The sequence below is a fragment of the uncultured Azonexus sp. genome (assembly GCF_937982035.1).
Taxonomy (GTDB): Bacteria; Pseudomonadota; Gammaproteobacteria; order Burkholderiales; family Rhodocyclaceae; genus Azonexus.
The window spans coordinates 56439-69109 of record NZ_CALJNI010000006.1; the positions used below are offsets into that span (position 1 = coordinate 56439).

11 protein-coding genes are annotated in these 12671 nt (G+C 64.3%); 7 read left to right on the plus strand and 4 right to left on the minus strand.

What is annotated here, in order from left to right:
- Genes Q0799_RS05705 through Q0799_RS05715 form a run of 3 tightly spaced genes read right to left on the minus strand, consistent with a single transcriptional unit; the run spans position 1 to position 3147 of the window.
- Positions 1-549: an NADP oxidoreductase gene (locus Q0799_RS05705; RefSeq protein ID WP_298395544.1), complete on the minus strand. Its 549-nt coding sequence runs from the start codon at positions 547-549 to the stop codon at positions 1-3.
- A 1-nt stretch (position 550) separates the two neighbouring features.
- A complete protein-coding gene (locus Q0799_RS05710; RefSeq protein ID WP_298395547.1) occupies positions 551-1255 on the minus strand; it encodes a 2Fe-2S iron-sulfur cluster-binding protein in 705 nt (234 codons plus the stop codon).
- On the minus strand, positions 1252-3147 hold the full coding sequence (locus Q0799_RS05715; protein ID WP_298395549.1) for an NAD(P)H-dependent oxidoreductase subunit E: 1896 nt from the start codon (positions 3145-3147) through the stop codon (positions 1252-1254). The genes Q0799_RS05710 and Q0799_RS05715 overlap by 4 nt, the downstream gene beginning before the upstream one ends.
- Before the next feature lie 225 nt (positions 3148-3372).
- Between Q0799_RS05715 and fabI the strand changes: the two genes are divergently transcribed.
- The 7 genes from fabI to Q0799_RS05750 all read left to right on the plus strand — a co-directional run bounded on the left by fabI (position 3373) and on the right by Q0799_RS05750 (position 11688).
- The gene (gene fabI, locus Q0799_RS05720) at positions 3373-4161 is read left to right on the plus strand and encodes an enoyl-ACP reductase FabI (protein ID WP_298395552.1); all 789 of its coding nucleotides are present in this window, start codon (positions 3373-3375) and stop codon (positions 4159-4161) included.
- Between the two features lie 75 nt (positions 4162-4236).
- The gene (locus tag Q0799_RS05725; RefSeq protein WP_298395555.1) at positions 4237-4815 is read left to right on the plus strand and encodes a hypothetical protein; all 579 of its coding nucleotides are present in this window, start codon (positions 4237-4239) and stop codon (positions 4813-4815) included.
- 4 nt (positions 4816-4819) lie between these two features.
- Complete coding sequence (locus Q0799_RS05730) at positions 4820-5302, plus strand: hypothetical protein (protein WP_298395557.1); 483 nt, start codon at positions 4820-4822, stop codon at positions 5300-5302.
- Between the two features lie 32 nt (positions 5303-5334).
- Positions 5335-6753, plus strand: coding sequence for a bifunctional enoyl-CoA hydratase/phosphate acetyltransferase (locus Q0799_RS05735; protein WP_298395561.1), 1419 nt, complete (start codon positions 5335-5337; stop codon positions 6751-6753).
- 2 nt (positions 6754-6755) lie between these two features.
- The gene (locus Q0799_RS05740) at positions 6756-7937 is read left to right on the plus strand and encodes an acetate/propionate family kinase (RefSeq protein ID WP_028994694.1); all 1182 of its coding nucleotides are present in this window, start codon (positions 6756-6758) and stop codon (positions 7935-7937) included.
- A 200-nt stretch (positions 7938-8137) separates the two neighbouring features.
- Positions 8138-11032 (plus strand): adenosylcobalamin-dependent ribonucleoside-diphosphate reductase, encoded by a 2895-nt coding sequence (locus Q0799_RS05745; RefSeq protein ID WP_298395566.1) that lies wholly within the window; start codon positions 8138-8140, stop codon positions 11030-11032.
- Positions 11033-11268: 236 nt separating this feature from the next.
- Positions 11269-11688: an ester cyclase gene (locus Q0799_RS05750; RefSeq protein ID WP_298395568.1), complete on the plus strand. Its 420-nt coding sequence runs from the start codon at positions 11269-11271 to the stop codon at positions 11686-11688.
- Between the two features lie 153 nt (positions 11689-11841).
- Here the strand turns inward: Q0799_RS05750 and Q0799_RS05755 are convergent, their stop codons facing one another.
- The gene (locus Q0799_RS05755; protein ID WP_298395570.1) at positions 11842-12588 is read right to left on the minus strand and encodes a YdcF family protein; all 747 of its coding nucleotides are present in this window, start codon (positions 12586-12588) and stop codon (positions 11842-11844) included.
- Positions 12589-12671 lie beyond the last annotated feature (83 nt).

A 12671-nucleotide genomic window follows, 5' to 3' on the forward strand; every position in this document is an offset into this window, starting at 1 on the left:
TCAGTCATAGTGCATCAGGCCGTGCTGGAGCGTGGGCTCCTTGCCGGCCAGCAGATCGGTCAGGACTTTCCAGATGGCGTCGCCGGAGGGCGGGCAGCCGGGAACGAAGTAGTCGACCTTGACCACTTCGTGGATCGGGTGGACCTGGTCGAGCACCAGCGGCAGTTCCGGATCGTTGGGAATCAGCGAATTGGTCAGGCCGAAGCCCGAGTGATAGACCTCGTCGAAGATCGCCGGCAGCGACAGGCTGTTGCGTTGCGCCGGCAGGCCGCCGTTGATGGCGCAGGCGCCAAGCGCGATCAGCACCTTGCAGTTGGCGCGGAACTCGCGCAGCACGTGCACGTTCTCGGCGTTGCACAGGCCGCCCTCGATGATGCCGATGTCGGTCCCCGGCGTCACCGTCTTGATGTCGGTCAGCGGCGAGCGGTCGAAATCGACGTGTTCGAGCAGCGTGAACAGGCGCTCGTCGATGTCGAGAAAGGACATGTGGCAGCCGAAGCAGCCGGCCAGCGAGGTGGTGGCGACGCGCAGTTTCTTCTTTTCGCTCATCTCACTTCTCCCCGGCCACGGCGACGCTGGCGATCGGCGCCTTGTCGTAGGTCCGTTCGCCGATCGGCACGGCAAAACCCTTGCGCTTCTTCAGGATGACGCCGACCGGACAGACCTGGGCGGCCTTGTCGGCGAGCGTGAAGTCGGTATCGGCCAGCTTGCCCGAGGCGGCGTTGACGATCAGATGCGTGTCGATGCCGCGCCCGGACAACGCGAACACGTTCTTGCCGTCGACATCGCGGCTGGCGCGCACGCACAGCGAGCAGAGGATGCAGCGGTTGAAATCGAGCAGGACTTCCGGGTGCGAGGCGTCGACCGGGCGGTTGGGGAAGAAATGGTCGTAATGCGGACTCATCATCCCCAGGTGATAGGCGGTGGCCTGCAACTGGCAGTCGCCGCTTTTCTCGCACGACGGGCAATAGTGGTTGCCCTCGACGAACAGCATCTGCGTCAGCGCGCGGCGCTCGCCGTTGATTTCCTCGGTCTCGCTCTCGACGCTCATGCCCGGCGCCGCCTGCATGGTGCATGACGCCGTGTGGCGACCATTGACCTTGACCGTGCACAGCTTGCACGAGCCGTGCGGCTTGAATTCCGGGTGGTAGCACAGATGCGGGATGAACACCCCGGCGGCCGTCGCCGCCTGCAGGATGGTCTGTCCCGGCAGGAAGGGGATCGCCCGGCCGTCGAGCGTGAAGGTCGGATTCATGCGTGATCTCCATGATGGGTGCTCAGATGCGCCAGCGCGTCGTCGCGCCCGGTCATCTGCCGCGCCAGCGCCAGCGCCTGATCAAGGTCGAAGGCCGGCGTGAACTGTTTCTGCATCAGCCGCCGCTCGTAGGCCGGCCGGAAGCGGGCGATGGTATCGAGCACCGGATTGCAGGCGGTATGCCCGAGCCCGCAATGACTCATCGACTGCAGCAGCAGGTTGAGCTTCTCGATCTCGGCGAAGTCGTAGGGCGAACCGGCACCGCGATGCAGCTTGTCCATCAGGTTCTTGAGCAGCGAGGTGCCGACCCGGCACGGCGTGCAGAAACCGCAGCTCTCGTGCTGGAAGAAGTGCACGTAATTGCGCGCCACCTCGAACATGTCGCGCGAATTGTCGAAGACGGTGAAGGCCCCGGCGGTCGGAATGTCCTCGAAACCGATCACCCGGTCGAACTCGGCCGGCGCGATGCAGACGCCCGACGGACCGCTGACCTGGACCGCCTGCACATCGCCGGCGCCGCAATCTTCGAGCACCTGGCGCACGCTGACGCCGAACGGGTACTCGTAGATGCCCGGCCGGGCGCAATCGCCGGCCACCGACAGCAGCTTGGTACCGGCCGAATGTTTGGTACCGATGGCGGCGTACCAGGCGCCGCCCTTGAGCGCAATCAGCGCGGCGGCAGCAAAGGTCTCGACGTTGTTCACGATGGTCGGCTGGTCGAGGTAACCGTTGGTCACCGGGAACGGCGGCCGGTTGCGCGGCGTGCCGCGCTTGCCTTCGAGCGATTCGATCAGCGCCGATTCCTCGCCGCAGACGTAGGCGCCGGCGCCGAGATGAATCTCGATGTCGAAATTGGCGCCGGGGATGCCGAGGATGTTCTCGCCCAAGAGGTTTTCCGCCCGCCGCCGCGCCAGCACGGCGTTGAGCGGATCGAGCAGGTAGCGGTACTCGCCGCGCAGGTAGAGGAAGCCACGGGTTGCGCCGACCGCGTAGGCGGCAACGGTCATGCCCTCGAACACCAGGTCGGGCTGGCGGGTCAGCAGCACGCGGTCCTTGAAGGTACCGGGCTCGCCCTCGTCGGCATTGCACACGATGATGCGCGTCTGGCCGGGCTGCAGCGGCGCGTTGCGGCAAGCTTCCCACTTCAGGCCGGTGGTGAAGCCGGCACCGCCGCGACCGCGCAGGTTGGCGTGCTTGATCTCGTCGAGGATGGCCGGCGGTCCGCCCAGTCCGGTCGGCAGGCCTTCGCGCCAGGAACGCATGTTCGACGCCTGCAGGCCTTCGTCCGGCGCCAGCGCGCGCGCCGCCAGCAGTGCCTGACCCGGCTGCATGTCGCTGCCGAGCAGGATGTCGGCGCGGCGGATGTTGTCCTCGACCGCGAACAGTTCCGCCGGCCATTCGGCCAGCGGCACCCCGGCGCGGACCAGTTCGGCGATCTGATCGACGCGCGCCTCGCTGAGCCGGCCGATCGCCAGGTTGTTGACCAGCATTGCCGGCCCCTGATCGCACAGACCGGTACAGGAGGTGCGGCCGACGCTGACCAGACCGTCCTCCGACATCCGCCCCGGCTCGACCCACAGGCTCTTGCATAAACGCTCGTAGAGCGCCTCGTTGCCGAGCATGCGGTCGGTGATGTTGTCCGAGAACAGGATGCGGTAGCGCCCGCGCGGTTCGGTATACAGGAAGGAATAGAAACCGGCGACGCCCTCGATCTTGGTGCGCGGCACCTTGAGTTGTGTTTCCAGCGCGTCGATGGCTTCCGGCGACAACCAGTCCAGGCTCTCCTGGACTTCGCGCAGGATCTGCACCATGCGCGTCGGGTCGGCGGCATGCCGGCGGACGACGTCGGCGACCAGCGTATTCACGCTTTGCAGGGATGGGCTTGCTGTCAATTCAGGCTCCGGGCATGGGGAATGACAGCCGGAAGCCTAGCACCCACCGTTTTCACTTTTTTGTTCTAGATCAAGAAAATGGCCAGCCGTCGTCACCCAAACGCAATCTGTATGTGCAAGAATGTTGCTGCACCACAGCATCTTTTTCGTTCAACCGCTATCTGCCCGCCCGTCAGCCTTGATGCACCGCACCAAGCCGCTTTCGGCAACCGACAGGAAAAAAACATGGACAGCACCACAAGCTCCCCCGCCCTCCCGCTCGCCGGCAAGAAAGGTCTGGTCACCGGCATCGCCAACGACAAGTCGATCGCCTACGCCGTGGCCAAGGCCATCGTCGAACTGGGTGGCGAGATCGCCATCACCTACCAGAACGACAAGACAGCCCGTTACACCCAGCCGCTGGCCGAGGCCCTCGGCGCCAAGCGCTTCCTCAAGCTCGACGTGGCCGAGGAAGGTAGTCTGGAAAAGGTGATCGCCGAGTGCGGCGAAGCCTTCGGCGAAATCGACTTCGCCATCCACTCGATGGCCTTCTGCAATGCCGACGACCTGCACGGCCGCGTCATCGACGCCAGCGAAGCCGGTTTCGACTCGGCAATGAACGTTTCCTGCCACAGCTTCCTGCGCATGGCCAAGGCGCTCGAACCGTTGATGGCCCACGGCGGTTCGCTGGTCACCATGTCCTACCTCGGCGCCGAACGCGTCGTGCGCAACTATGGCGTCATGGGCATCATCAAGGCGGCGCTCGAATCGGCCGTCCGCTACATGGCCTACGACCTGGGCCCCAAGGGCATCCGCGTCTTCGCCGTGTCGCCCGGTCCGATCATGACCCGTGCTGCTTCCGGCATCGCCAATTTCAACAACCTGCTCGAATCCGACGCGCAGAAGGCGCCGCTCGGCCGGACCGTGACCATCGAGGAAGTCGGCGCGCTGACTGCCTTCCTGTGCACCCCGGGTTCGTCGGGCATGACCGGCCAGACCATCTACGTCGACGCGGGCGCCCACATCGTCGCCTGATGCCGCTTGCTACCGCAGGGCAGGCCTGCCCTGCGGTATGCTTGAAGCTGACATAACGCACGGACGACCGAGGCCATGACCGACACGCCCGCTCCCATCATTCCCGATCCCGTCCCCGACCACCCGCTGCTCAAGGGCCGCAAGGAAATCGGCCGGGGCGAGAGCACCATCGTCGTCGAGGCCGACACGGTCGACGGCCAGGAAAGGGTGTACAAGATTCTTTCCTCGCCGACCGACTATGCCTATTACACGGCTGAGGACCGGCCGACCGGCCGCCATTTCCCGGTCGTTTTCGCCGACCATGGCACCGCCGGCCGCTCCAGCCGGGGCTATCCGTTCTACATCGTCGAAGTCGAACGCCTCTACCCGCTGCCCGGCGCCGGCGAGGCCGCCGAAGTGGCGACCAAGATTTCGACCTCCTATTTCGACGCCTGCATGATGTGGCGCAACCTGGCCCAGGACATGGGCCGCATCGCCCTGCACCACCTGGCGGTGACGCCGATGGGCTGGGCCGACACGGTGCAGGAATCGCTCAAGGCGCTGGAAACCTTTTCCAGCGAATACGGCGCCCTGCCCGACCTGATCAAGGCCGACAACCTGATGATGCGCAAGGACGGCACCCTGGTCTTTTCCGACCCGGTGTTCATGGAATGAAGCAATGACCATCAACCACGTTCGTTACACCTCGCGCAAGCTGGCCGAATCGCTGGAGGGCAACCCCTACATGGCGGTGATCTCGATCACCGACCCGACCACGCCGGAAGCCAAACTCGACCCGCTGTTCCGCCACGTGCTGCGGCTGTCGTTTTTCGACGCCGTGCCGGCCGACGAATTCCAGCCGCCGCTGCCCGGCTTGTTCAACCGGCAGATGGCGCGACAGATCGACGATTTCGTCCGCGAAATCCAGGCGGCGCCGTTCGAGATGTCGGTCATGGTTCATTGCGAATACGGCGTCAGCCGTTCGGCGGCCGTGGCGCTGTTCGTCGAGGCCTATAGCGGCGCACCGCTGGACGCTCGCGAATTCACCTATGAAGCCAACCCCTGGGTGGTCGATACCCTGCTCAGCCTGCATCCGCAACTGAGCATCGAAATCCCCCGTCCCGACGCGGCGCGCGACCGACGCACCGCGATGCGGGCCTGAATTTTCCCCGTTTCCGTCCACGGAGCCGCACCATGTCCGAAGCCAGCGAAAGCCGCTACCTGACCAACAAGACCTACGACGAAATTGCCGTCGGCGACAGCGCCAGCCTGACCCGCACGCTGATGCCGGAAGACGTGAAACTGTTCGCCATCCTGACCGGCGACATCAACCCGGCGACCATCGATCCGAAATACTCGGAAAGCGGCATGTTCCGGGAGGCCATCGCCCACGGCATGTGGAGCGGCTCGCTGATCTCGACCGTGCTGGCCACCCAGTTTCCCGGCCCGGGCACGATCCTGATCGACCAGGCCCTGCACTTCGCCCGCCCGGTCACCATCGGCGACCGCATCGCGATCACCGTCTCGGTCAAACAGAAATACGACCATAACCGGCACATCGTCTTCGATTGCGTGTGCACCAACCAGGAAGGCCTGGAGGTGGTACGCGGCACCGCCGAAGTGCTGGCGCCGACGGAAAAGGTCTCGCACCTGCAGGACAACCACGCGCCGTCGATCCACATCGACGACAAGCACGCCCGCTACACCCAGTTGCTGTCGCGGGTGAAGGGACTGGAACCGATTCCGACCGCGGTTGCCCACCCCTGTGACGAGGAATCGCTCAAGGGGCCGGTGCAGGCTTACCAGGCCGGCATCATCGAACCCATCCTGGTCGGCCCGGAAGGCAAGATCCGTGCGCTGGCCGAGGAATTCGGCATCGACCTGTCCGGCATCCGCATCGTCAATGCCGCGCACAGCCACGACTCGGCCGCGCTGGCCGTTTCACTGGTCAAGACCGGCGACGCCGAGGCGCTGATGAAGGGCAGCCTGCACACCGACGAACTGATGGCCGAAGTGGTTGCCCGCGCCAACGGGCTGCGCACCAACCGCCGCATCAGCCACGTTTTCCTGATGGACGTGCCGACCTATCACCGGCCGCTGCTGATCACCGACGCGGCGATCAACATCGCGCCGACGCTGGAGGAAAAGGCCGACATCATCCGCAACGCCATCGAGCTCGCCCACGTCATCGGCATTCCCGAACCCAAGGTCGCCATCCTGTCGGCGGTCGAAACCATCAACCCGAAGATCCAGTCCACCCTCGACGCCGCCGCCCTGTGCAAGATGGCCGACCGCGGCCAGATCAAGGGCGGCATCCTCGACGGTCCGCTGGCCTTCGACAACGCCGTCTCCATCGTCGCCGCCAAGACCAAGGGCATCAAGTCGGCGGTCGCCGGCCATGCCGAAATCCTGGTCGTTCCCGACCTCGAATCCGGCAACATGGTGGCCAAGCAGCTCGAATACCTGGCCAATGCGCTGACCGCCGGCATCGTGCTCGGCACCAAGGTCCCCATCGTTCTGACCAGCCGCGCCGACACCGCCGAAACGCGTACCGCCTCCTGCGTGATCGCCGCCCTGGTCGCCCACGCCAACCGTAACAAGGGAAATTCCTGACAATGAAACAAGGCATCCTGACGATCAACGCCGGTTCGTCCTCGATCAAGTTCGCCCTCTTTTCGCTCGATCACCCGATCTCGCCCGACGCCGAAGTCTCCGGCCAGATCGACGGCATCGGCACCAACGCCACCAAGCTCATCGCCAAGAACCGCGCCGGCGAGCGCATTGCCGACCAGCTCATCGCCGGCGATGCGGTCAGCCACACGCAGGCGCTCGACGCCATGCTCAAGTGGTTCCTCGCCACCTACACCGGCTGGCAGATCGTCAGCGTCGGCCATCGCGTCGTCCATGGCGGCGACCTCTACTCGCAGCCGACCGTGGTCGACGCCCAGGTGCTCGAACACCTGACCGGCTTCATCCCGCTGGCCCCGTTGCACGAACCGCACAACGTCGCCGGCATCAAGGCCTTGCAGGCGCTGCTGCCCGACGTGCCGCAGGTCGCCTGCTTCGACACCGCCTTCCACCGCAGCCAGCCGGAAGTCGCCCAGCTGTTCGCCCTGCCGCGCGCGCTGACCGCCGAAGGCATCAAGCGTTACGGCTTCCACGGCCTGTCCTACGAATTCATCGCCCGGGCGCTGCCGCAGCATTCGCACCGCGCCGACGGCCGCGTCGTCGTCGCCCACCTCGGCAACGGCGCCAGCATGGCGGCCATGGTCAACCGCAAGTGCGTCGCCACCACGCTCGGCTTCTCGACCATCGACGGCCTGATGATGGGCACCCGCTGCGGCAACCTCGACCCCGGCCTGGTCCTCCACCTGATGGAAACCAAGGGCCTCTCGGTCAAGGACATGAGCCGCATCCTGTACAAGGAATCCGGCCTGCTCGGTGTCTCCGGCATCAGCCAGGACATGCGCACGCTGCTGTCGAGCGACAAGCCGGAAGCGCGTGAGGCGGTCGACCTGTTCTGCTACCGCATCGTCCGCGAACTCGGCTCGCTGGTCGCCGCCGCCGGCGGCATCGACGCGCTGGTATTCACCGGCGGCATCGGCGAACACGCCGCCGAAGTCCGCCGCCGCGTCTGCCTGCAGGCCGAATGGCTGGGCATCCGCGTCAATCCGGAAGCCAACGCCCGCCACGATCTGGTGATCAGCGCCGGCAACAGCAGTGTCGACGTGCTGGTCATTCCGACCAACGAGGAATGGATGATGGCCCACCACGCACAAACACTGCTGGCGCTTTAACAAATCTTTTTTTCGCTGCCGGGCTCCGTCGCCGAAAGGTGCCGGAGCCTTGTTTTTTCGGGCTTTTCCGGCACATGACAGAAGCACGACCCGACCGAAGCAAACATACTGCATCTAGTCAAGGTATTGCCTCGATACACTACATCTAGTAGATTCCTTCCTCATCGCACCTATACAAAACCAGACGAGAGGAGTCTTCAATGAGCAAGATCGCCGAGCAGTTGTCGCTGACCGACATTCCTGCACCGCCGCAATTCGCCCCGCTGCCGGAGCAGGAAATTTCCGGCGAAGTCCTCATTGAAAAATACGCCAAGGGCAAGGAAACCAACGTACACGACGTGCGCAAGCGCGTCGCCTGGGCACTCGCCCAGGTCGAGCAGGAAGCCGACCGCGCACACTGGGAAGGCCGCTTCCTGTGGGCCCAGGAAAACGGCTTCATCCCGGCCGGCCGCATCAACTCCGCCGCCGGCACCGACCTGCAGGCGACGCTGATCAACTGCTTCGTGCAGCCGGTCGGCGACTCCATCGTCGAGAACACCGACGGTCGCCCCGGCATCTACAAGGCCCTGATGGATGCCGCCGAAACCATGCGCCGCGGGGGCGGCGTCGGTTACGACTTCTCCTCGATCCGCCCGCAGGGTGCCCGCGTCAAGGGCACGCAATCGCGCGCTTCCGGCCCGGTCTCCTACATGCGCGTTTTCGACCGCTCCTGCGAAACCGTTGAATCCGCCGGCGCCCGCCGCGGCGCCCAGATGGGCGTGCTGCGCTGCGACCATCCGGACATCGAGGAATTCATCCACGCCAAGGACAAAGGCGACCTGACCAACTTCAACATCTCGATCGGCGTGACCGACGCCTTCATGGAAGTGGTCGATGCCGACGGCGATTTCGAACTGACCCACCGCGCCGAGCCGAACAGCGAAATGCGCGAAGCCGGCGCCTACCAGCGCGACGACGGCATCTGGGTTTACCGCAAGGTGCGCGCCCGCGACCTGTGGGATCAGGTGATGAAATCCACCTACGATCACGCCGAGCCGGGCATCCTGTTCCTCGACCGGATGAACAAGGACAACAACCTCAATTACTGCGAAGTCATCGAGGCCACCAATCCCTGCGCCGAACAGCCGCTGCCGCCGTACGGCTGCTGCTGCCTGGGTTCGATCAACCTCACCCTGTTCGTGCGCGACGCCTTCTCCGACAAGGCCAGCTTCGATTTCGACGCCTTCGCCGAAGTCTGCCGCGTGTCCACCCGCATGCTCGACAACGTGCTCGACGCCACCCACTGGCCGCTTGAGCGTCAGCAGCAGGAAGCCGCCAACAAGCGCCGCGTCGGCCTCGGCTTCACCGGCCTCGGCGACACCCTGGCCATGCTCCGCCTGCGCTACGACAAGCCGGAAGCCCGCGCCATGGCCGCCCGCATCAGCGAATTCATGCGCGACTCCGCCTACCTGTACTCGGTCGAGCTGGCCAAGGAACGCGGCGCCTTCCCGCTGTTCAACGCCGAGCTCTACCTGTCCGGCGGCAACTTCGCCTCGCGCCTGCCGACCGACATCAAGGCCGAAATCCGCAAGCACGGCCTGCGCAACTCGCACCTGCTGTCGATCGCCCCGACCGGCACCATCTCGCTGGCCTTCGCCGACAACGCCTCGAACGGCATCGAACCGCCCTTCTCCTGGACCTACAACCGTAAAAAGCGGATGCAGGACGGCACGATCAAGGAATACTCGGTCGAGGATTACGCCTGGCGCCTGTACAAGCACCAGGGCGGCGATGTCAGCAAGCTGCCGGATTACTTCGTGACTGCCTTGGAAATCTCGGCCAAGGCCCACGCCGACATGGTTGCCGCCGTCGCGCCGTACATCGACACCTCGATCTCGAAGACGGTCAACGTCCCCGCCGACTATCCGTACGAAGACTTCCAGGATCTCTACATGCAGGCCTGGAAGGCCGGCCTCAAGGGCCTGGCCACCTACCGTCCGAACAGCGTGCTCGGTTCGGTGCTGTCGGTCAGCAGCGAACCGGCCAAGGAAACCGCCGACGACGCCAAGTCGCCGCAGGATTTCGTCTCCGACGCCAACCGCCGCCTGTCGATCAAGAACCTGCCGGCCCCGGTCCTCTCCAGCCTGCGCTGGCCGGGCCGCCCGAACCTGCCGGAAGGCAACCTGTGCTGGACCTACATGGTCGACTCGCCGATCGGCAAGTTCGCCCTGTTCGTCGGCCATGTCGAGCAGGAAGGCCACGCCTGGCCGTTCGAAGTCTGGGCCAACGGCCCGGCCGAACCGCGCGGCCTCGGCGCCGTTGCCAAGACCCTGTCGATGGACATGCGCGCCAACGACCACGGCTGGCTGGAAATGAAGCTGGAAGCCCTGGCCAAGACCCCGGGCGACTCCTTCGAGATGCACATGCCGCCGCATGGCGAGAAGAAGCGCATGCCGTCCGTCGTCTCGGCCATGGCCCAGGTCATCCGCTGGCGCGTCGAACAGCTCGGCGCCCTCACCCATGACGGTGCCACCCCGGTCAAGGACGCCCTGTTCAGCACCAAGGAGCCGAAGACCGGCACCGACGGCACGCTGTCCTGGACGGTCGACATCAACAACGCCTCGACCGGCGAAGACTTCGTCCTCGGCCTCAAGGAAATCACCCTGCCCGACGGCGTCACCCGCCCCTACTCGATGTGGCTGGCCGGCAACTACCCGCGCGCCCTCGACGGCCTGTGCAAGCTGCTGTCGCTCGACATGCGCGTCATCGACCCGGCCTGGATCGGCATGAAGCTGCGCAAGCTGCTCGACTATTCCGAGCCGTTCGGCGACTTCATGGCCTTCGTCCCGGGTTCGCGCAAGCAGCAGACCTACCCGTCGACGGTCGCCTACATCGCCCAGTTGATCATCCACCGCTACGCCATGCTCGGCATCCTCGACGAGGAAGGTTTCCCGCTGCAGCAGATGGGCATCCTCGAAGCCCCGGAAGACACCACCAGCAACAAGGTGCTGCCGACCCAGGGCAAGCTGTGCAGCGAATGCGGTAACCACACCATGATCCGCAAGGACGGCTGCGACTTCTGCACGGCCTGCGGCGCGGTCGGTACCTGCGGCTAAGTCGGCACGGGTGGTAGCGCCACCCATAGGTTGAAACCATGGAAGCTAAAATGCCCACCTTTCCCAGGTGGGCATTTTTCGTTTACACCAAGGGGGCGGGGCAGCCTGGCTGGCTGTGACAGCAACTGGTCATTAGCGGACCTTCGCTTCCACGCCATATAGCAGTCACATCGGCCCATATTACGAGGGCACGGTATGATGCCCCCACTCTAACCGGTAACTGTTTAGACATTCCGATGACGCCATCACATATCCGTTCAGTTGTAGAAAGCTTTTACAGCGACATCTGGAACCGACACGACAAGTCGAAGATTCCTGTTTTGCTTTGTGACGGCTTCACTTTTCGTGGTTCGCTCGGTCAAACGAAGGTCGGCCACGAGGGGTTTAGGTCATATGTCGATTTTGTGCACTCCGCCTTGGCAAATTATCGCTGCGACATACTTGACCTCGTTATCGAGGGTTCGAAGGCATTCGCACGCATGCGCTTTTCTGGCATCCACCGGGGCGAGTTCTTTGGTTATCAACCTACTGGAAAACCCGTTGAGTGGCAGGGTACTGCGCTCTTTTCGTTCGATGGTGAGAAGGTCGCTGACTTGTGGGTGCTTGGCGATGTTCACGGCCTGCTCCAATTGCTCGAGAAGAATGCAAATGGCTAACCAACTTGCAACCTGACGCTGCTTTGTGTCACATCGTTAGGTGGAAGCAGAAGTTGATGTCTGCCTTGTTCGGTGATCAGCTGCCTGCAATTTCGCCGAAGTATGGGGCACACCTACATTTGGCGTGCCGCCCCATGACCGAGCCGGGGCGATTCAGAACGCACTCCTGCCCCGGTAGTACAACCTGCCGATCCACTCCCGCACCACGATATCGGTCAGCCTCAGATGATGGGCGCTGGGGAGGAAATCCATCAGTGTCGTCTGTTCGACGCTGGTCAGGAAATCGACGGGATAGGGATGCACGGTAAAGCCGGCCTGGAGGAAGAGCTGGGTGGCGCGGGGCATGTGATAGGCCGAGGGGACCAGCAGGATGCTCGGCTGGGCTTCGGGAAGCAGGCGGCGGATGGCCTGGGCTTCCTGTTCGGTGTTGCTGGCCAGGTCGCTGACCAGGATGTCACGGGCGGGAACCCCCAGGCGTTCAGCGAACTGTTTCAGGTAAAGGCCTTCCGGGGTGGCTTCCGGTCGCCAGGGGAACGCCCCGGCGGTGAAGATCAGGCGCGGCGCTCGGCCGGCTTCGTAAAGTTCGATACCGCCGAGAAAACGGTCGAAATCGCCCCATTCGGTCGCCACACCGTCGCTGGCCGCAACCGTCGCCAGCATGCCGCTGAGCACGACGATGGCGTTGGCCGGCGGCTGGCTTTCGGCGGACAGGCGGACGGCGCCCGCTTCCGACAGGCTGACCAGATACTTGGCGAGCAGCGGCATGCTGGCCAGGTAGAGCAGCATCAACGCCAGCAGCACCGGCCCGCGACGCTTGCGCAGGGCGCCCCAGGCGGCCAGCAGGATGACCACGACGATGGGCGAGAGCAGCAGGGGCAGGAGTTTGTGCAGGTAAAGCATGCTGCATCCGGAATGACAAAGGCGCTTATGTTAAACCGGATGCGCCCGCAAAAAAGCCACGCCGGAAGTGTTTCCGGCGTGGC